This window comes from Paenibacillus sp. RRE4, assembly GCF_031844205.1.
Taxonomy (GTDB): domain Bacteria; phylum Bacillota; class Bacilli; order Paenibacillales; family Paenibacillaceae; genus Paenibacillus; species Paenibacillus xylanexedens_B.
In genome coordinates this window covers 3,698,727-3,719,087 of record NZ_JAUZUT010000001.1, presented here as the reverse complement: position 1 = coordinate 3,719,087, position 20,361 = coordinate 3,698,727, and the positions used below count along the sequence as shown (strand labels likewise).

General features: G+C 45.4%; 15 protein-coding genes. 9 read left to right on the top strand and 6 right to left on the bottom strand.

The window, feature by feature from the left end; genetic code table 11:
- Positions 1–21 precede the first annotated feature (21 nt).
- Both Q9R46_RS16680 and Q9R46_RS16675 read left to right on the top strand, forming a co-directional pair.
- Positions 22–825: an HAD-IIB family hydrolase gene (locus tag Q9R46_RS16680; RefSeq protein WP_311280812.1), complete on the top strand. Its 804-nt coding sequence runs from the start codon at positions 22–24 to the stop codon at positions 823–825.
- Positions 826–848: 23 nt separating this feature from the next.
- Positions 849–1,487, top strand: coding sequence for a sugar O-acetyltransferase (locus Q9R46_RS16675; RefSeq protein WP_311280811.1), 639 nt, complete (start codon positions 849–851; stop codon positions 1,485–1,487).
- Between the two features lie 68 nt (positions 1,488–1,555).
- Here the strand turns inward: Q9R46_RS16675 and Q9R46_RS16670 are convergent, their stop codons facing one another.
- The 3 genes from Q9R46_RS16670 to Q9R46_RS16660 all read right to left on the bottom strand — a co-directional run bounded on the left by Q9R46_RS16670 (position 1,556) and on the right by Q9R46_RS16660 (position 6,542).
- The gene (locus Q9R46_RS16670; RefSeq protein ID WP_311280810.1) at positions 1,556–3,376 is read right to left on the bottom strand and encodes an ABC transporter substrate-binding protein; all 1,821 of its coding nucleotides are present in this window, start codon (positions 3,374–3,376) and stop codon (positions 1,556–1,558) included.
- 262 nt (positions 3,377–3,638) lie between these two features.
- Positions 3,639–5,153 (bottom strand): ABC transporter permease, encoded by a 1,515-nt coding sequence (locus Q9R46_RS16665; RefSeq protein WP_311280809.1) that lies wholly within the window; start codon positions 5,151–5,153, stop codon positions 3,639–3,641.
- A 12-nt stretch (positions 5,154–5,165) separates the two neighbouring features.
- Positions 5,166–6,542, bottom strand: coding sequence for an ABC transporter permease subunit (locus tag Q9R46_RS16660; RefSeq protein WP_311281052.1), 1,377 nt, complete (start codon positions 6,540–6,542; stop codon positions 5,166–5,168).
- A gap of 213 nt (positions 6,543–6,755) precedes the next feature.
- On the opposite strand from Q9R46_RS16660, the gene Q9R46_RS16655 reads away from it, so the two are divergent.
- Entirely contained in the window at positions 6,756–8,507 is a 1,752-nt protein-coding gene (locus Q9R46_RS16655) for an ABC transporter ATP-binding protein (protein WP_311281051.1), read from the top strand.
- A gap of 79 nt (positions 8,508–8,586) precedes the next feature.
- Here Q9R46_RS16655 and Q9R46_RS16650 read toward each other — a convergent pair whose 3' ends face one another.
- The 3 genes from Q9R46_RS16650 to Q9R46_RS16640 form a co-directional block, all read right to left on the bottom strand.
- Positions 8,587–9,366 carry a hypothetical protein gene (locus Q9R46_RS16650; protein ID WP_311280808.1) on the bottom strand — a complete coding sequence of 260 codons (780 nt, stop codon included), beginning with the start codon at positions 9,364–9,366 and terminating at the stop codon, positions 8,587–8,589.
- Between the two features lie 111 nt (positions 9,367–9,477).
- On the bottom strand, positions 9,478–10,239 hold the full coding sequence (locus tag Q9R46_RS16645; protein WP_311280807.1) for a LuxR C-terminal-related transcriptional regulator: 762 nt from the start codon (positions 10,237–10,239) through the stop codon (positions 9,478–9,480).
- 28 nt (positions 10,240–10,267) lie between these two features.
- Entirely contained in the window at positions 10,268–11,332 is a 1,065-nt protein-coding gene (locus Q9R46_RS16640; RefSeq protein ID WP_311280806.1) for a suppressor of fused domain protein, read from the bottom strand.
- 147 nt (positions 11,333–11,479) lie between these two features.
- Between Q9R46_RS16640 and Q9R46_RS16635 the strand changes: the two genes are divergently transcribed.
- The 6 genes from Q9R46_RS16635 (at position 11,480) to Q9R46_RS16610 (ending at position 20,289) form a co-directional block, all read left to right on the top strand.
- Positions 11,480–11,773: an antitoxin Xre/MbcA/ParS toxin-binding domain-containing protein gene (locus Q9R46_RS16635; RefSeq protein WP_311280805.1), complete on the top strand. Its 294-nt coding sequence runs from the start codon at positions 11,480–11,482 to the stop codon at positions 11,771–11,773.
- 343 nt (positions 11,774–12,116) lie between these two features.
- A complete protein-coding gene (locus Q9R46_RS16630; RefSeq protein WP_311281050.1) occupies positions 12,117–13,574 on the top strand; it encodes a glycoside hydrolase family 1 protein in 1,458 nt (485 codons plus the stop codon).
- A gap of 212 nt (positions 13,575–13,786) precedes the next feature.
- Positions 13,787–15,469 (top strand): S-layer homology domain-containing protein, encoded by a 1,683-nt coding sequence (locus Q9R46_RS16625; protein WP_311280804.1) that lies wholly within the window; start codon positions 13,787–13,789, stop codon positions 15,467–15,469.
- Positions 15,470–15,756: 287 nt separating this feature from the next.
- Positions 15,757–17,187, top strand: coding sequence for a glycoside hydrolase family 1 protein (locus Q9R46_RS16620; protein ID WP_311280803.1), 1,431 nt, complete (start codon positions 15,757–15,759; stop codon positions 17,185–17,187).
- A 224-nt stretch (positions 17,188–17,411) separates the two neighbouring features.
- Positions 17,412–18,263 (top strand): BglG family transcription antiterminator LicT, encoded by an 852-nt coding sequence (gene licT / locus Q9R46_RS16615; RefSeq protein WP_145332450.1) that lies wholly within the window; start codon positions 17,412–17,414, stop codon positions 18,261–18,263.
- A gap of 127 nt (positions 18,264–18,390) precedes the next feature.
- Entirely contained in the window at positions 18,391–20,289 is a 1,899-nt protein-coding gene (locus Q9R46_RS16610; protein ID WP_145332449.1) for a beta-glucoside-specific PTS transporter subunit IIABC, read from the top strand.
- Positions 20,290–20,361: the final 72 nt, after the last annotated feature.

Here is a 20,361-nt window from a genome sequence, read left to right as displayed (position 1 = left end):
AATCAACTGGAGGAACACATCATGATTAAACTGGTTGTAACCGATCTGGACGGAACTTTTCTAAACAGTCAAGGATCATTTGATATGGAGTTATTCAACGAGGTTCATGAGGGAATGAAACGTAAAGGCATTACTTTTGTAGCGTGTACCGGAAAACAGTGCGAAAGGGTAGAGAAATTATTCGGCGAACATGGCAGAGGTGTTTGGATTCTTGGGGACAGTGCAGCCAGAATCAAGAAGGACGGGCAGGTGGTTCGGGAGTTTAGCATGGAGCCTGCACTAGCATTGCAAGCCATTCAGGAAATTAAGTCATTTGATCCCCAAATGACCATTATCGTTTGTGCAAGCGATGCCGCTTATGTGCATGCTTCCATTTCGGATGAGATGTATGACGTTGTGAAAAGCTCGTATGAACAGGTCATCAAAACGTACTCGTTTGCAGGCATCAGCACTTCTTTTATTAAAATTACGGTGTTCGATACCCAGGGACGTTGTACAGCATTGCGAAAACATGTGGAAAAGACGATGGAAGGGCAAATCTATATTGTTGATTCTGAACCCAGGTGGCTGGATATTACGGCGCTGCATACGCACAAAGGTGAAACGGTCAAAACATTGCAGGAGATGCTGGGCGTAACTTCGCGCGAAACGATATCCTTCGGTGATGGAGAAAATGATGTAGAACTTATGGCTGTTGCCAAGTACAGCTTTGCTGTGAGCAATGCATGCGAGAATACCAAACGTGCCGCACGGTTCATTACGAAATCCAATGATGAAAATGGTGTATTGCGAACGATTCAGGCGATCATGGATTTGCAGGAATAGTCTATAAATGAGGGGGAATCGCGATGCGTGAAGAAGAGAGAATCATGAAGGGCATGTTATTCAGTCCGGCTGATCCGGAACTGAAGGAAATCAAAAGGAAGGCTCATCATCTCAGTCAGCGTTATAGCCAAACCTTTGAAGAACAGACGGAGGAAAGAGGGCAGATATTACAACAGTTACTGGGGGAATTGGGGGAAGGCGGATTTATGCAGGGTCCGATTTTCTTTCACTATGGGGTGCATACCCGGATCGGCCATCACTTTTTTGCAAATTACAATCTGACCATACAGGATGATGCACGAGTGACGATTGGAGACTACACCAGCTTTGGTCCCAATGTTACTATCGTTACGCCTGTTCACCCTTTGATTGCGAGTGAACGGAGACAGATGCTGAATCAACATGGTGAGCTGAAATCACTCTGTTATGCCAAATCGGTTACCATCGGTAATGATGTTTGGTTGTCCGCGAATGTGACCGTATGCGGAGGCGTCACGATTGGAGACGGATGTGTCATTGGAGCGGGAAGCGTGGTTACGCGTGACATTCCACCGCATTCGCTTGCAGCGGGGGTACCGTGTAGAGTGATTCGCAAAATTACAGAAGCGGATAGTATGCGGCATTATCCAGACATTTTGGCAGATTGCCAAGTGCCGGAATGAAATAACAGAAAAAAGGCTGTCACCGATGGATCTGCATGATCCTGGTGACAGCCTTTTCGTTCAGAGGTTTATTTTGACGCGTTATACTTGCTCAGGAATTCTTTCACTTTGGCTGGATCAGCCTTGAGTTCATTCCCGGTTTGCACAAGCGGGCTGACGGTAGAGTAAGCCTTCAGTTTGTTGTTTTTGTAGAATTGCAGAATCTCATCCTGATTGATGGAATACAGCACTGCTTTTCTCAGATCACTGCTCTTGGCCACTTCGCGATTGGCTGTGTTGAACAGCAGATACGATACGGCATTGCTTGGAATGCTTTGCAACTGCAATTTGCTGTCATTCTGGATAATGTCGTATTTCGTCTCAGGCACACCGTAATACAGGTGGATTTCACTGCTGCGAAGCGCAGAGAGAGCACTGTCAGCATCGGCAATGAAGCGTACATTTACCTGATCAATCTTGCCTGCGAAGTCGGAACCTTTGCGGTATCCAGGGTTTTTCAGGAACACGCCTTCGTAGTCATTTTTATAAGAAAGGATATAAGGTCCGCTTGTATAAAGTGTGTTGTTATAGTTGGCACCCTCGGTCACCGTGTTCTGATCGCCATAAGGAATATCTTTGTTCACATCGAAGGACGCGACATCATACGTATTGATGCTTTCGACTTGTTTCTTGGATACGATACCAGCCGATTGGTGCGCCAAATAATTCAGCACTTGCGGGAACGGTTCAGTCGTGGTCACTTTAACCACTTGGTATTTGCCTGCACCGTTATTCGCTTGTTTTTTGTCGCTAACCAGTTCCTTGATATCGCTGTCGAGTCCTTGATTCAGAGCTTCCAGCACGGTTCCGCTACCCCCGGATTGTTTCACTGACTCCAATGCGCTCAGGTCGGTAACGAGTTCGGCTTGTTTGATATGTTCATGCAGACTGTACGTGCGGTGATCCGGAACGGAATCTTTATTTTTGGCACGGTCGAGGGAGAAGATGACGTCATCTGCGCCTACACGCTCTCCGGTATCGACAGCCTTTTTGTTCTCGATTTTAGCAAAGTTGATATCGTCACGAAGGACAAAATAGTACTCGGAATTACCATCTGCAATCGTGAAATTACGTGAAAGCGAGCCATCCGCTGTCAGTTGATCGTCATCCGTCAGGTTTACGAGACGAACATACATATTGGTATTGATTTGGTTGATGGAGCCGTCGTTTCCTTTAATTGGATCAAGGGAAGTCAGCACGGATGCAGTTTGTGTCAAAATCAACGGATCTTTACTGTTTTTGGAGCTGTCCTTGAACTCGATCGGTTCCCATGCCATGGCACGGGATTTGGACAGACGAACGGTATCGACATTCAGAATGTCTTTGTTCACAGCCTGACTTTTCAGGGAGATGTAAAGTGGAGCGATGTATGCTTGGTCGGTAACTAAACGGTCTTCCAACTTTTTATAGGTTTCTTTGTACTCATCAGGTGTCTGCGTAGCGGCCTGATCGATTAGTTTATCGATCTCTTGATCTGCCAGAATGCTGTAATCCCCGCCTGTTTTGAAAAGAGAGCGAACGGCATAGTCCGGATTGCCCGTTACCGTTGTCCAGCTGGACAATGCGATATCATAGTTGCCTGCGTCCTGCTGGGACTTAAAGCTGCCGTAGTCCGGCTGCAGATTCAGTTTTACATTAAAGCCATTCTTGGTCAGCTGGTCACGGATGATGTTGACATCATTTTCGGAAGAGCTCATGGCGAGCAATTCGATGTCCACCGCTTTTGGTGCGGTCTCCGTTGTATCGGAAGGTTGGTTCTGCTCCTGCGATTCGGTTTTGGTTTTCACACTGCAGCCGGAGATCACCAGCACGAGAATCAGCAGCAAGGCGAGAAGTGTACGTTTTTTCATGGGAATACCTCCATTGTGTTTTAATAGATGTGATGTATGATTTTTTCTATGGAAATTGAACTAAGGGTTTACACGGAGCACTCCGATGACAGAATAACCTTTCAATCGCTGTTATCCCCAGATTTTTTTGATTCCCTTTTCGAAAGGGGAAAATCCGGTGATAAAGGCGAGCGCTTCGCTTTTCCAGGTTTTTTCTGTCCTCTCCGTTTCTGTGTAAAAGAATAGTTCAACTTTTAAAAATCATGTAAATTAAAATCCATCGTCACGCCTTCTCAAGCTTGGGATCAAGGGCATCTCGCAGTCCGTCACCGAGAAAGTTAAACGAAAGAACAAGCAGAATAATCGCCAGTCCCGGATAAATCGCTAGATACGAATGAGTCTCCAGATAGGTGCTACCCAGCTTCAGAATGTTGCCCCATTCCGGAATATGTGGTTCTACACCCAGCCCGAGATAACTCAAACTGCTGGTTGCAATGACAGCTCCACCAATCGTCAGTGTGGATTTGATAATCATCGGTGCGAGCGAGTTGGGAATAATGTGTTTGAAAATAATCGTACGATTGGTATATCCCAAGGCACGCGCCGCTTCAACAAACTCAAAGGTCGATACATAGAGTACACTGGCCCGCATCGTTCGGGCATAAGTGGGAATCGAACCGAGACTCAGAGCCAAGATCAGATTTACCGTGTTAGCACCGAAAGCCGCGATAATCGCGATGGCGAGCAAGATGCCCGGAATGGCGTACAGGATATCCAGCAACCGCATGATCAGATTATCCGTATGTCTTCCGTAGAAACCCGAAAAGGCACCCAGCACACCGCCAATCACAACCGGAATCAGGGTTGACATCAAACCGACGATCAAGGAAATCCGTGCACCAAACACGATTCGGGAAAATAGACACCGACCGAAATCATCCGTTCCTAGCGGGTAGGCCAGAGAAGGTGACTGAAGCAGGACCGAATAGTTATTTTCCACCGCCATGCTGTAGTCGAAGGTAAAGAAACTGCAGATGGAGATCGAGAACAGGAAGATGATGAAAAAGAGCCCGGACATGGCTGTCATATTGGGAGCAAGACGTTCCCACAAATCATTCCAGAAATTCGTTCCATGCATCCCTTGTCTACGGAGCCGGCGAAAGATCGAGATCCCCAGCAGCAACGCGAAAACGTTGCCCGTAATCACGCTAACGATCATCACTGCACCTACAGCCATCATCCAGCGAGGTAGAGGAGAGGTTGCATCATACCTTGATACAATGATCAATACGATCAAATTCATGACGAGAATACATAACAGCGCCGCCATCGAAGGCAGAAAGGTATCCGCAACATAAGGCTTGAACACATTCAGAGCCGATACACCGATCACGAATAACTGGGTTAACAGTGCGTATACAGCAAATGTATATTCAATACTTTTTCGTTTTCGAATCAGGTGGAAGGCAGCCGTTACAATGAAAATATTACCTGCCAAAGCAGCCAGCAACTGGACCCATGCGAGTCTACGTGTAAGAACACGTATAACTCCGTTATGTATTAAGTCCTGTCTGATTTGAATCAGGAGCAGACTCTGAATGAGCGTAAAGAACAGATAAATGCCGGTAACTCCAGCTATAAAAGGCTTGAACGCCTGCCCGCTCCAGTCATAACTGTTCAGTAGCAATAACAGGGTCAGCAGAACCGAAGTGATCCATGCGAAGCTGGCTTGACTGTATTCATGCGAAGACTTGAGCCGGAAACGCATTTCCTGCGTAAGGGAGCTTGATTTTGTCATAATACACCTGCTTTAATATTGTTTCATTTTGGAACGAACCCTTGGATCGATAAACGCGTAGAACAGGTCAACCACAACATTCACAATGGAAATCGTGATCGCTGTGTAGATTACTCCGCCCATAATACTCGGAATATCGGGTATGAATTGCTTATCCACGATGTAACTTCCCAGTCCGCTGATATTAAATACCTTCTCTGTTACAGCGGCCCCGCCAAGCATAGCTCCGAATTGAAGACCCACGACAGTAATGATAGGAATCAGCGCGTTACGCACCGCGTGCTTCAGCATCACTTGCCGCTCACTTAGACCCTTGGCCCGGGCGGTCATGACATAATCCTCATGAATGACCTCCAGTGTGGATGAACGGGTCATTCGTGCAACCGCAGCCGTGAGTCCCGTGCCTAGCACAATGACCGGCATAATCATGGATAGCCAGTTCTGTGGATTAAAGGTAGCGGGAAGCCACTGCATTTTAATCGAGAAATTCAGAATGAAGATCAGCCCTTGCCAGAAGTTCGGAATAGACAGTCCAATGAGAGCGATGAACATAAATGTGTAATCAAACCATGAGTTAGGCTTGAGCGCCGAGATAATGCCAATAGGCAAAGCGATGACAACGGCGAACAAAAGTGAAATGAGGGCGAGTGTCAGCGTAATCGGAAACTTTCGAGCAATCGTTGCCGTCACGTTCTCGTTTCCCGCAAATGACTTTCCAAGATCAAACAAGGCAACACCCTTGATATTGTTCCATAGTTGTGTCAGATAAGGCTGATCCAGGCCGTACACATGATTAAAGGCTGCAATCTGTTCTTGTGTTGCCGTTACGCCGAGAATGTTGGCCGCCGGGTTGAACGGAGACAAGTACAGAATCGTAAATACTAGCGTTGCTACACCCAGAATGACAAAGATGGTCATGAGCACTCTTTCAAATATGTACTTTAGATAAGCATTGCCATACACCAATAGAGTCAGATACATTAGACAGCCAGGGATGATGGATAAGGCTAGAAACCAAGGCTTCGCTATCAATAGACCGAATGCATCTTGAATTGCGAGACGATGCCTTCCCTTTTCTTCTAGCTTTCGGGACGTTCGTTCGAGCAGTTCTTTCTGAAACGTTTCCTCAAGCCAGCTCTCAGCCTGTTGTCTGAATGCTGCCTCGCTGACCTCTTGCTTGAAAAAACGATGCTTGCGCCTCAGTTGTTCTTCCAGTTCCAATCGTAGGGTATCCCGGTAAGAAGACGTGTGCATTTCCTGTTCGGCCTGCTGCTTTACAGCTGACCAGTCATCTTCTTTGCGTTTGGAACGCCAGACCATATATACGATCAGGTTAATCGGTAATCCGAGAACGATCAATACATATCGATAGATGGGATGAAGCAGCATTTTTCCATAAATAAAACTTAAATGATTCACCGGACGGGAGGTGTGATGACTTTCCACTTCAGCTGTCAAACGGTAATCCTCCTTTCACTGAAGTTTAAATTGCATTATTCCGATCAATATAGTATATATTATGTAGGGTGTGTTTAAATGTCAAGGTATGGAATTGATTACATATGAAAAGATAGAACAGGTATGAAAGGAATGGTGCACGTCGTGGAACCTTTGCTGAGAGTAAATGATTTGTCCGTCTCTTTTTACACGGGTGATAGTGAGTTTCAGGCGGTCAAGCAGGTCAGCTTTGAACTGCAGAAAGGGGAAACGCTGGGCATCGTCGGGGAATCAGGCAGTGGTAAAAGCGTAACCGCACGCTCTATTATGAGGCTGCTTGCCTCTCCCCCTTCACAGATGAAATCGGGTGAAATCCGATTTAAAGGTGTCGATCTTGCCGGGAAATCACAAAAAGAGATGGAGCATATTCGTGGCCGTGACATCGGCATGATCTTCCAAGATCCCATGAGCTCGCTTAATCCAACGATCAAGATTGGTCAACAAATCTCGGAAAGTTTGATCAAACATCAGAAGTTATCGAAAAGGGAAGCGAAAAAACAAGCCATCGCCATGATGGAACGAGTAGGTATCAAACAAAGCGCTATCCGTTATAATCAGTATCCACATGAATTTTCCGGTGGCATGCGTCAGCGGGTGATGATTGGTATCGCCCTTGCTTGCCGTCCTGAACTATTAATCGCCGATGAGCCGACTACGGCTTTGGATGTAACGATTCAGGCACAGATATTGAACTTGATGAAGGATATGCAGGAGCAGATGGGTACGTCGATTATTCTTATTACACATGATCTGGGTGTGGTTGCCGGCATGTGTGACCGGGTGGTTGTAATGAAAGAAGGAGAGATCGTGGAGACGGGTACTACTGAGGAAATTTTCGAGAGTCCAAAACATCCGTATACCGTACGTCTGTTAAACGCGTTACCTCGACTGGATGAGAAGAAGAAACCGAAATTGCTCTCTCAGGTAACCAAAGACCTGGAGGACGATCAGCCATTACTGGAAGTCAAATCTCTCAAACAGTATTTTAACCTCGGCAAGGGCAATACGTTAAAAGCGGTGAATGATATCAGTTTTCATATCCGTCAGGGGGAGACACTCGGCGTTGTGGGTGAGTCAGGTAGCGGAAAATCTACCACGGGACGAGCGATTCTGCGTCTGCACGAGCCAACGGGAGGAGATGTGCTGTTCAAGGGCATTCCATTGCAACGACTCTCGCCTGGTGAGATGAAAACGATGCGACGACATATGCAGATCATTTTCCAAGATCCATATGCCTCACTGAATCCCAAAATGAGAATTATGGACATTATTGGCGAGGCGCTTGATATCCATCAGCTGGCAGGTAATGCGGCTGAGCGACAGAAGCGAGTGGAAGAACTGCTGGAGATGGTGGGACTTGATTCATCACATGCACAGCGATATCCACATGAGTTCTCGGGTGGGCAACGTCAGCGAATAGGTATTGCAAGAGCGCTGGCGGTAGAGCCGGAGTTTATCGTTTGTGATGAGCCGTTGTCGGCACTCGATGTCTCTATTCAGGCGCAAATTGTGCAGTTGCTTGAAGAGTTGCAACAACGCCTGGGTCTGACGTATTTGTTCATCGCGCATGATCTGTCGATGGTCAAACACATCAGTGATCGGGTCGCTGTCATGTATAACGGCAAAATTGTGGAGCTGGCCGAGAGTGAAGAACTGTATGCGAATCCGCAGCACCCGTATACGAAAGCATTACTATCGGCAATTCCCGTTCCTGATCCGGCGGTGGAGAAGAATAAGCCCCGTATCGCTTTGGTAGATCAAGAAAAGGAAACCGGTGGTACAGGAGACCGATATGATCTGGAGCATTCGCGCTGGGTCGAAGTGAAGGATGGACATTGGGTTGCCCTGTCTGGTTAAACGGTTTTGTTTAGTTATGTAAAAAAAGAACAAAGAACCCCGACGTGATCTGTTTCAGATCGTTGCCGGGGTTCTAGTTTTATTTGAATTGAACCGACTTTTTAATGTTGTCGATCTCGGATTTTGTTTTTTCATCGAGATAAGTGAAGATGAAGTTGAATGCATACCCCTCAATAATGGTGCTGTAATATTCCTGAGTGATTTTGCTTCCGTCCCCTGCATCCATCGTGATCTGCATCAGATCCATCTCTTTGCCACCGATGGTTTCTTTGGTAAAGTCCTTGTATTCATAAGGGAAGTTGCTGTCTTCCATGAACTTCTTGGTTGCTTTCAGGTAATCTTCCCCTGTGCGAATGCCTTGCAGCAAGCTGACTTTCTCGGCAATGGCCATTGCAGAAGGGCCTACCTGACCGCCATCAAGCGGGAGTTGGGATGCCATGAGCAGGTTCAGTGTTTTGGTTTGGGACAATTCCATTTGTTTTTTCTTCTTTTCGTCATCACCGGCAATCGCTTCAGAGGAAGCGCTTGTCAGTTGGTTCATGCCCTCGGCATCCTGGTACTCCCATGCCTCGGGGAACTTCAGCGATACGCCGAAATAGTCATTGGTGTAGGAGCCTTTTTGTGTTGTTCCCAGCTCTACTTTGGATGAGTTGTCGGTTTCTTTGCTGTCATCGCTGGATGCTTCTGATTTGTCAGCATCATCCGTTTTCGCTGTGCCAGCATCTGCGCCTGTTGTTGTTTTAGTAGTAGCGGATTCGTTTGATTTTGCATTGTTATCTGCTTTGTCTCCGCAGGCAGCGACTACGATCATCATCATGATGAGCATAGCGAATAAAGAAGTTTTTTTCATAATAGACATAATACCCTCCTGAGATGTGTGTGTGATTCTCTCTTTCTGTTGTGCGTACTAAAATTGTAGCACAGGTGTTCTCTATTGCCACCTATAGGAAACTATAGGGGTCTCCTTCTTTTATAAATAAGACAATTGGCTAGCCATTGAAACAGCTTCTGTGCTGGATTGTACGCCTAATTTGTTGAAAATGACTTTTTTATGATAATTGACCGTACATTCCTTGATTTTGAGTTGCAGTGCAATCGCCTTCACCGTCCATCCGCGGGATATCATTTCTAGAATGGTTAACTGCCGGTCTGTGAATTCGACTTGGGGCTGTTTGTGCGGATTTGCCGTGACTTGGCTCCGGTAACTATTCTGCATATAAGCCGGGATCAGCTTGGCTATGGCCATGAGTTCACGCTGCATATCAGCGTTTATGGTAGAGACATCCAGATAGCCGAAATGCTGTGACCCTATATACAGAGGAATAGCATAACAGTGCCAGCTTTGAAAAAAAGGACTTTCATGCTGCTCAGGTAGCAAAAATACAGGCGTATTGTCCTCCATTGTTCGGGAGATGGCATTAACACCACAGCTCTGGGCTGAAAAACTCAGTCCTGGTTGAATGGGGGATTGCGTTACATGTGGTTCCAGATTAGAGCTGTAGTCCATAGACAGCAGCACGCCGTTAACGTCTGTTAGCAGGAACAGATATGTAGCTGTCAAATTCTCTTTGATATCCGAAATACTGCGGCGGAACGATTGAATTAGAAAATGGTTGATTTTGCATAGTCGGTCTATTCCGCTTTGAGCTAAATATTGAAAGGAAGCAGGGGTTCCAGAATGAACTCCCGTACCGTATTTCAATGGCCGTGAGGCCGATGTATGGACAGACATGTCATTTCTCCTTACTGTATTGCGTTGATTAGCCGATCGTTTTGATCACATTCCCTTCCTGATCTTTAATCTGTGTGGGTACAATCTCAATGAGGAGCTTGTCCAGTGAAAGGACCTGAAAGGAACTGGCTTGTGGGCGAAGTTGCCCTACAATTTCGTTCAGTGCTTGCTGATTCACAGTCAGCCTGACCTCTCGCTCCGTTTCCACCAGAGAGGGATGATCACCAGCTTCAAAGACAATATTGAACTCTGGCCCGATCAGGGACAACGTTGCTTTTTTGGCGATTCGGCTACGAAGGATGCTACCCAGAAGGGTTGCCTGTTGGGCACCCAGCTGAAGCTTGGCAGGGATGTTTTTCTGTAGCAGTTTTTTGCGCGGAGACTCCCAGCTCAATTGTTGGATGAACAAAAAGGCGGTGCTTGATCCGTCTTCCTCAATGCCCCGCTCCGTCGCTTGAATAACCGAAGGGATATCTGCATATGAATTCCTCATCAGATCGGTTACATATTTAGGCATATAGCTCTCACAGGCAGCCAGGAAACCGCGGGTGTTCCAGCTCTGAATCATCTCCAGTTCACGGCAGGTCATACCGACCATTTGAATAAATCGAACAGAACCATTCGGTGTACTCAGTTCAGGTAAATCCGGATCTTCTATGAATGCAAGTGCAGTCAAGAGTGTATCGGAGTTCAGGCAGATCGGGCCGTTGGCATCCAGATAATCTCCGGGCTGAAACAGATTACCGCTGTTAAAGACGTATCGCCCCATATTTTGTAATAGATTTAGTGCCCAGGCCGGCGGCTCGGATTCCTTCTCACAGCGTGTAAGGCGAAATGTAAGTTCAAAACCATACCCACTTCTGGATGCATCATCGCTTTCTTTGCCGTAAAGCTCCGAGAAACCGTAGGTTACAAAATGCCAATGAGGCATCGGCGTATCTACCGCATAGGCACTTATCCCGTCCAGCGGGTCAGGTCCGCCAAGCATATATGGAATGGCTGTGCCATAATGTTTAGGTTCCTGTTCTCCGTACAATTGCTGCATAGCCTGGTCGATGGCGTCCCAGCCAGATGTATTTTCTTCTTCGGTCATGATGTGTTCCTCCTTGATTGTTCTCTCCCTGAAAATCATTTAAAATTAAGTCTACTAGTTATAACAGCGACTACAAGCGGCTTAAGGATGAATTCTCTGAGATAGGACCAGGGGGTTACATATCTTTATGAGAAGGAGAAATGTTACATGAGTATGCAAGATATGTATTTGTCTGCATTTAAACAGGAGCACTGGGATACCTTCGTTGAACTTTTTGATGACTGGTATGCTCAATTGCCCGATGAATGGAAAGAAGAGGCGCGATTAAAAGGTATTCCAGAAGATATAAGCCGGGTGCTTTTGTGTGAAATGAGAGATTCCGCGTTGAAGTGGATAGATAAAAAGGTTCCAGCTCTGGGGGACCAAAGTCCTGCAAGTTATCTGGGAACGGAGGAAGGGTCCAATGCCCTACGGGCAGCTATTTTGCGAATGCCACGTTAGAAATAGTTTTGGAAATGATGTTAGAAATAAGATATTATCCATTATTGATACGTTGTTAGGTGATTTTAAAGAGGAACTAGACCGTACGTTTCTAGCGAATTTGATTTTACAAAATAAATGTGTTACGCTTACATCACAAGAGCAAAACAACAGAATATGTTATAACATCTTTTGATGGATTGTAACTGTGAAGACAGGCAAAACCTAAACTGATGGTGAAATGAAAGCCCCTTTTTTTGGTGCTATTTTACCCTGAGTTTAGGTTTTTCTTGTTTTCTGCTCTGTTTTGGAGTTGTTCTTGCCTAAGGAAAACCAAAAATTATTTCGAAAAGAGGTTGTTATGATGACCACGGCAAAAAAAGGATTCCCTGAAAACTTCCTGTGGGGCGGCGCTACGGCTGCGAACCAACTGGAAGGCGCATTCGATAAGGACGGAAAAGGTCTCTCCACAGCGGATATGATCGCTCATGTGCCAAAAGAAAAGCGCACGGGTGGACATGCCATGGAAATTTCCTCTTCCCGAATCGAAGAGATTCTCGCTGGCAAAATTGAAGAACGTTTCCCGAAACGTTTTGGTATTGATTTCTACCACCGTTTTAGAGAAGATATCGCACTGTTCGCTGAAATGGGCTTCAAAGTATTCCGCTTGTCCATTCACTGGGCACGTATTTTCCCGAACGGTTATGACCAAGAGCCAAATGAAGCAGGTTTGAAATTCTATGATGAAGTGTTTGACGAATTGCATAAATACGGCATTGAACCGCTCGTAACACTGTCCCACTACGAGACTCCGCTTGGCTTGACGCAAAAATACAATGGCTGGGCAAGCCGTGAAGTGATCGGACATTATGTTCGTTACGCTGAAACGGTATTCAACCGTTATAAAAATAAGGTGAAATACTGGCTGACATTTAACGAGATTAACGTGATGGTTTTCAGTCCGTACACTGGTGGCGGCATTCTAATTGATAAAGTGGACAATAAGCTGCAAACCACATATCAGGCCTTGCATCATCAATTTGTAGCAAGTGCGATGGTGACGAAGCTTGCACATGAGATTATCCCTGGCTCCCAAGTGGGCTGTATGCTTGCACGTATGGAAACCTATCCAGCGACTTGTAATCCAGTAGACGTACAACTGGCTCAGCATGAGAATCAGCTCAACCTCTTCTTCACAGACATGCACGCTCGTGGTAAATACCCGAACTACATGGCGCGTTATTTCGATGAGAATAACATTGTTATTCAAAAAGAAGCGGGCGATGATGAGATTCTGCTGAACAACACGGTTGATTTCATTTCCTTCAGTTATTACATGTCCGTGACCAAATCGGCTTCTGCGGATGCGACTGAGACAGCGGGTAACCTGACAGGCGGCGTGAAAAACCCTTATCTGGAAGCATCCGACTGGGGCTGGGAGATCGACCCGATCGGTCTGCGCGTAACGTTGAACAACTTCTGGGATCGTTATCAAAAACCACTCTTTATCGTAGAGAACGGTCTGGGCGCGTATGACAAAGTGGAAGAGGATGGATCTATCCATGACTCATACCGTGTCGACTACCTCAAAAAGCACATCGAACAGATGAAAGAGGCTATCAAAGATGGCGTTGAGCTGATTGGTTTTACTGCATGGGGCCCGATTGACCTCGTGAGTATGTCGACTTCCGAGATGTCCAAACGTTATGGCTTTATCTACGTGGATCTGGATGATGAAGGCAACGGAACACTTGCACGCTCCAAAAAAGATTCATTTGATTGGTACAAAAACGTCATTGCGAGCAACGGTGAGCAACTGTAATTCTTTCGTTCTGAAAGATATATACATCCGCAATAGACACCTGAAATATAGAGATATTCAGTGATGACATTCTAGGATTGTTACCGCACAGGAGCGGGCAAAACCTGACTTAAAAGTGTGATATGAGCTTTCGCTTCATACAACCTTTTTGGTTGGCGTTTGTCCGCTCTTTACTTTGGAATCATAACATCATATGAGCTGGAGGGGTTCTTTTGAACAAATGGAATAAAGGCATTAAACACGTTTCTTATATGTTAGCTCTGACCTTGAGTTTAAGTGTAATCTGGCCTGGGACAACAGGTGCAGCAAGCGCACAAGTGACGCAAATTCAGGCAAATACGTATGTCGGCGATCCGGGAGAGATGGTCGAATCCTTCGATATTACGGTTACAGATGTGGAAAAATACAAAAATCTGAAGGCATCAGACTTCGAGATTACAGGAAATTATGACGGTTATCCGTTAAATGCCGCAGGAGAAATTGTGCAAGACAACTATGAAGATGATGGCATCACGTTGTCTATGAAGGATCATACGATCCATATGACCGTGAAACCTTTCAAATATCCCGGAGGTCTGAAATCCGAGTTTTCCGTAACCAGCAAAACGTATCCAGAGCTTTCTTTTGATAAAAAAAGTGTTACTCAGGTGAAAACCCGTACGGTGGATGAGTTTGAAAAAGCACAATTCACAGCCAGCAACGGTGTGACGCTAGCTTATAACCTGAAACGCAGTCCTTCCAAGGAAGCGAAACCGCTCATGGTATGGCTTCACGGCGGTGGTGAAGTTGGAACGGATGGACGTAATCATCTAACTGCGAATCGCGGTGCAGTAGTCTGGACAGAATCAGGGTATGATACTTCTGTACTGGCGGTGCAATATCCTGAGAATTACAGCTTCAAAATTTACAACAATGCAGAGCAGCTACCCATAATGAAGGCATATTTTGAAGCTCAGGTTGAGTTGATCCAAAAGCTTGTTGCCGAAGGTGAAGTAGACCCTGACCGGATCTATCTTTCTGGTGTATCCAGTGGTGGTGGAGGTGCATTCCGCTTCCTGATGCAGTATCCTGACCTGTTCGCTGGAGCAATTATCGTTGCAGCCAAAGATACCGTTGCGGATTATACGGGTTCTGTTGACGCATTCAAGCAAGAACTGAAGGGTATTGTGGATGTGCCAATGTGGATTATGCACGCTCAAAATGATCCAACAACAGATAGTCGGACTAGCTCGCTTGCTTATCAGGCATTGACGGAAATGGGAGCTAAACAGGCGCATTTAACGTTATACGATGATGCATACATGGATAGTCACAGATTCTATGGAGGTTTGAAACATTGGTCATGGGTACCTGCTTTCAACAATAAAGAGGTTATCGCGAGTCTGTTCAAACTTCATAAAGGTACAGCTGGAGAGCAGACCGGAGGTTCATCAGAGCATGGTGTACAATCCTCTGAACCTGTAACACGCGCGCAGATCGCAGTCGTTTTAGCTGATGCTCTGCAACTTCCAGCAGTAACTGAAACAACATATCCTTATGTGGACAGCGCTCCCGACTGGGCTACTCAAGCTATTGTGAAGGTGACCAAGGCGGGACTGATGAAAGGCATTGGCAATCAAATGTTTGCTCCTGAGAGCGAAGTAACACGTGCACAGATGGCAGTTATTGTAGATCAGATCCTGACGAATAAGGATTGGAAGCCTGCTACAGATTCAGTGGAGCTGGTGTTTGGCGATGTCGACAGTAAGCATTGGGCACATGCGGCGATTCAGAATAGTGCCCGTGCTGGTGTAATGACGGGTGTGAGCAAAGGAAAGTTTGATACGAAGCAAACCGTAACAGGTGCACAGCTTGAGCAGATCATGCAGCGTCTAGAGCAAGTGGCCACAAAATAAAGCTTGGAATGGATAGAAAATAAAATTTATATAAGTTGAAAGATTTTTTTACACGTTAACGGAGAGGACAGAAAAAACCTGGAAAAGCGGGGCTAAAAGCTTTCTGAAAGAAAGCTACGTCGGAAGCATACGCCTCGCCTTTATCACCGGATTTTCCCCTTAGGAAAAGGGGATCGAAAAAATCTGGGGATAACAGCGATTAGAAGGTTATTCTGTCATCGGAGTGGATTGTGTAAAATCTTTAGTTCAATTTATATAAATATTCAATGTTGAGAGGATGAAGCAAAATGACTACACCATTTCCGAAGGATTTTCTGTGGGGCGGCGCGGTAGCGGCCAACCAGCTTGAGGGAGCGTATAATGCGGATGGCAAAGGTTTGTCTGTACAGGACGTTATGCCACATGGCATTACAACACCAAGAACCGAAGGCCCTACCGAAGATAACTTGAAATTGATCGGTATTGATTTTTACAACCGCTATAAAGAGGATGTTAAATTGTTTGCCGAGATGGGCTTTAAGGTGTTCCGTACATCGATTGCGTGGTCTCGCATTTTTCCCAAAGGGGACGAACTGGAGCCGAACGAGAAAGGCCTTCAATTCTATGATGACCTGTTTGATGAATGTCACAAGTATGGCATTGAACCGCTCGTAACGATCTCTCACTATGAGACGCCGCTACATTTGTCCAAAACCTATGATGGATGGGTTAATCGTAAAATGATTGAGTTTTACGAACGCTATGTTACTGTGCTGTTTAACCGTTTCAAAGGCAAAGTGAAATACTGGTTGACGTTCAATGAGATCAACTCCATTCTGGAAGAGCCATTCATGAGTGGTGGTATCTATACACCGAAATCCGAATTGTCCAAGCAAGATCTGTACCAGGCGATTCATCATGAATTGATAGCGAGTGCGCTTGCTGTCAAACTGGGTCATGAGATTATGCCGGAAGCAAAAATCGGGTGCATGGTGCTGAGCATGCCGACATATCCGCTCACACCGAATCCGGACGACGTTGTTGCAGCGATGCACGCAGAGCAACGTAATGATATTTTCGCTGATATCCATGCACGGGGTTATTATCCAAAATACATTAATCGTTATTTCAAAGCGAATAACATCAACATTAAGTTTGAAGAAGGGGACGCGGAAATTCTCAAGCACACCGTAGATTTCATCTCATTCAGCTATTATGTGAGTATCTGTGAGACCGGAGATCCTGAGAAACGTAAAGAGGGCAAAGGAAACCTGTTTGCAGGCGTGCAAAACCCATACTTGAAAGCAAGTGAGTGGGGCTGGCAGATTGACCCTCAGGGCTTGCGCGTAACCCTCAATAAATACTGGGACCGTTATCAAAAACCGTTGTTTATTGTCGAAAATGGTTTGGGCGCCGTAGATGAACTGATTACAGATGAGAACGGCAATAAAACGGTTCATGATGACTATCGCATTCAATACTTGAACGATCATCTGGTGCAAGTTGGAGAAGCAATTGAAGATGGTGTCGATGTCATGGGATACACGTCATGGGGCTGCATTGACTTGGTAAGTGCATCTACAGCAGAGATGAAAAAACGTTATGGTTTCATTTATGTAGACCGTAATAATGATGGTTCTGGTACACTGGAGCGTTATAAGAAGAAATCGTTCCACTGGTACAAAGAAGTTATTAGTTCAAATGGCGCAAGTCTTGTCGATAATAATGCAAAATCATAATTCCAAAGTCATTGTTGTATGAGTGCCTTTTATGTCGCATTAACGCACATTAACCGCTTTCAGAAAAACGTTGTCACATGCGCTGTAATATGGTAAGATAGGCCCAAGGCTAAAGAATACTGGATTGTTACTGTTCAATCAGGCAAAACCAGAGGCAGGCATACTTCATGACCTGTTTTGGTTTTGCCTTTTACTACTTTGACGGTGCAAGGTGATGTGAAGAAATGAAAATTGAGAAGGTACTTAACAACAATGTAGTCACTGTAATTGACCCGGGAGGTAACGAACTGGTCGTTATGGGGCGTGGAATTGCCTTCAAAAAGCATACTGGTGAACTCATCGATGAGAGTCTCGTCGAAAAAATATTTTCGCTCGAAAGTAAAGAAGTTTCTCAGAAATTGAAGACGCTTCTGTCTGATATTCCGGTTGAATATGTGGAGTGCTCGGATGAGATTATTCGTTACGCTGAGACGGTACTGGGAGAGAAGCTTCATGAAAGCATCTACATTTCACTGACGGATCATATTCATTTTGCTATTGACCGACATCGTCAAGGATTGCAGATCCGCAATGCATTATTTTGGGAGATCAAGCGTATGTACCGGAAGGAATATGCGATCGGTCTCAAGGCATTGCAGATTATTGAAGAAACGTTAGGTGTTCTTCTTCCCGAGGACGAATGTGCATTTATCGCGATGCATCTGGTTAACGCCCAGATGAATGGTGAGATGAGAGAAACGATCAGCATTACGAATATTGTGAAGGATATTCTGAATATCGTTCGGCGCAGTTTCGTGATCGAGCTCGACGAAGATTCACTTAGTTATTATCGATTCCTGACCCATTTAAAGTTCTTTGCTCAACGCGTATTGCAAGGTACAGCGATTGAAGACAAGGAAGAGGATAATCCGCTTCATGATCTGGTGAGCAAACAATATCCGGAAGCACATGCTTGTGCAGTCAAGATTAACGATTATACACGTAAAATCTATAACCGGGTCTTGTCGAAGGAAGAAGTGTTGTATCTAACGATTCATATCGAACGTATTGTCCGAAATGAACAAACAATCGAATAATTTGGGATTGTTACTACAAAAAAGGCAAAACCTAAACGTTGAATCATGATAAGCTATTCTGCTTTGTCATGGTCCAGTGTTTAGGTTTTTTTTAAACCTTCAATACACATAAAAGGAGAAAAACACAATGGATAAACAACAATTGTCCAAAGATATTCTGAAGCTTGTTGGTGGCGAAGAGAACATTGATCAAGTGACCCACTGTATGACAAGACTCAGATTTAACTTGAATGACAACAAAAAAGCGGACAAAGCAACGCTGAAAAATACACCGGGCGTTATGGGCGTAATGGAAAACGGCGGCCAATTCCAGGTGATCATCGGTAACGATGTACCTGTGGTGTACAACGCATTAGTAGGCAACATGTCCAAATCCCCGAACGCAGATGCATCGTCAGGTGCGGCTAGCGGAGAAAAGCAAAAGAAAAATGTGATAAGTGCCCTGTTTGACTTCATCTCAGGCGTATTCACACCAATCCTGCCGGCAATCACGGGTGCGGGTATGATTAAAGGGATTGTAGCTATCCTCGTAGCTGTGGGATGGTTGTCTGATAAAAGCTCGACATACACAATTCTATCTGCAATTGGTGATGGTGCTTTCTACTTCCTGCCAATCATCTTGGCGATTAGTGCAGCACGTAAACTGGGCAGTAACATGTTTATCGCTGCAGCGCTTGCAGCCGGTATTATGCACCCGACGATTACAGCACTTCTGGCTGCCGGGGACACCACATTCATCGGAATTAAGGTTATTGCGGCAAGTTATTCATCAACTGTAATTCCAATTATTCTTGCAGTCTGGATTGCTTCATATGTGGAGAAAGCGATCGATCGGATTACACACGCTTCGCTGAAGCTCCTTGTTGTTCCGACAGTTACACTTTTAATCATGGTTCCTGTAACATTGATGACGGTTGGACCGTTGGGTACAGTACTTGGTAATGGCTTGTCCGGTGGTATCTCATGGTTGTTCGAGAACATGTCCATCTTTGCAAGTATTCTGATTGGCGGTACAATGTCACTGTTAATCATTACGGGTATGCACTATGCTTTGCTACCAATCGTAGTTGGTTCTATGACAACATTGGGTTACGACTTTATCATTCCGCTGATGTTTGCAGCCAACCTTGCACAAGGTGGCGCAGCATTTGGTGTAGGTTTAAGATCGAAAAACAGTAAAACAAAATCTTTGGCCTATTCCACAGGCCTTACAGCAGTCATGGGTATTACAGAACCGGCCATGTACGGGATTAACATGAAGTTCAAAAAACCATTTATTGCAGCCCTTATTGGGGGAGCAGTTGCTGGTGCGTTTATGGGTATCTTTAATGTAAGATCGTATGTAATTACAGGACTTGCAGGTCTACCAAGCATTGCGGCATTCATTAGCCCGGCAATTAGCACATTGCTGTTTGCACTGGCTGGCGGCGTGATTGCCATCGTAGCTGCAGCGATCCTGACTTATATCCTTGGATTCCAAGAAGAGGATGCGCCACAAGCAGCTTCAACTTCAGCAGCTACAGTACCTGCGAAAGAATCAGCTCCTGTGGTAACAGAAGAAACAAAAGCACAAGATGAGCAAGTATTCAGCCCGATCACGGGTGAAGTCAGACCGCTTAGTGAAGTACCTGACCCTGCGTTCGCGGAAGAAATTATGGGTAAAGGTTTTGCAATCCAGCCGGCGGAAGGCCGTGTTGTTTCTCCAATCAACGGAACCGTATTCTCCTTATCGAAGAGTGGACATGCCATTGGTCTCGTAAGTGATACGGGTGCTGAAATGCTGATCCACATCGGGATTGATACGGTGAAGCTGAAAGGCCAGTTCTTCTCTCCTAAAGTTCAGGCAGGGGCTAAGGTATCTGTGGGTGATGTTTTGATGGAATTCGACCGTGAAGAGATCGAAAAAGCGGGTTATACCACGATTACACCTGTAATCATCACGAATATGCATCAATATACTTCGATTGAGTCTGCTGGTCGCACAACCGTTAAGGAACAAGAACTGTTGTTCACGGCAAAAGCATAATTCAATATAACAAAAGCAGTTGCTTCCTGGAATATATCCAGAGGAGCAACTGCTTTTTTCGTTTTAATTATG

What these genes read in the sequence shown, in the direction of transcription:
- Q9R46_RS16680 (WP_311280812.1), top strand. Translation starts at nt 22, where the DNA reads ATGATTAAACTGGTTGTAACCGATCTGGACGGAACTTTTCTAAACAGT.
- Q9R46_RS16675 (WP_311280811.1), top strand. Translation starts at nt 849, where the DNA reads ATGCGTGAAGAAGAGAGAATCATGAAGGGCATGTTATTCAGTCCGGCT.
- Q9R46_RS16670 (WP_311280810.1), bottom strand. Translation starts at nt 3,376, where the DNA reads ATGAAAAAACGTACACTTCTCGCCTTGCTGCTGATTCTCGTGCTGGTG.
- Q9R46_RS16665 (WP_311280809.1), bottom strand. Translation starts at nt 5,153, where the DNA reads ATGACAAAATCAAGCTCCCTTACGCAGGAAATGCGTTTCCGGCTCAAG.
- Q9R46_RS16660 (WP_311281052.1), bottom strand. Translation starts at nt 6,542, where the DNA reads ATGCTGCTTCATCCCATCTATCGATATGTATTGATCGTTCTCGGATTA.
- Q9R46_RS16650 (WP_311280808.1), bottom strand. Translation starts at nt 9,366, where the DNA reads ATGTCTATTATGAAAAAAACTTCTTTATTCGCTATGCTCATCATGATG.
- Q9R46_RS16645 (WP_311280807.1), bottom strand. Translation starts at nt 10,239, where the DNA reads ATGTCTGTCCATACATCGGCCTCACGGCCATTGAAATACGGTACGGGA.
- Q9R46_RS16640 (WP_311280806.1), bottom strand. Translation starts at nt 11,332, where the DNA reads ATGACCGAAGAAGAAAATACATCTGGCTGGGACGCCATCGACCAGGCT.
- Q9R46_RS16635 (WP_311280805.1), top strand. Translation starts at nt 11,480, where the DNA reads ATGAGTATGCAAGATATGTATTTGTCTGCATTTAAACAGGAGCACTGG.
- Q9R46_RS16630 (WP_311281050.1), top strand. Translation starts at nt 12,117, where the DNA reads ATGACCACGGCAAAAAAAGGATTCCCTGAAAACTTCCTGTGGGGCGGC.
- Q9R46_RS16620 (WP_311280803.1), top strand. Translation starts at nt 15,757, where the DNA reads ATGACTACACCATTTCCGAAGGATTTTCTGTGGGGCGGCGCGGTAGCG.
- licT (WP_145332450.1), top strand. Translation starts at nt 17,412, where the DNA reads ATGAAAATTGAGAAGGTACTTAACAACAATGTAGTCACTGTAATTGAC.
- Q9R46_RS16610 (WP_145332449.1), top strand. Translation starts at nt 18,391, where the DNA reads ATGGATAAACAACAATTGTCCAAAGATATTCTGAAGCTTGTTGGTGGC.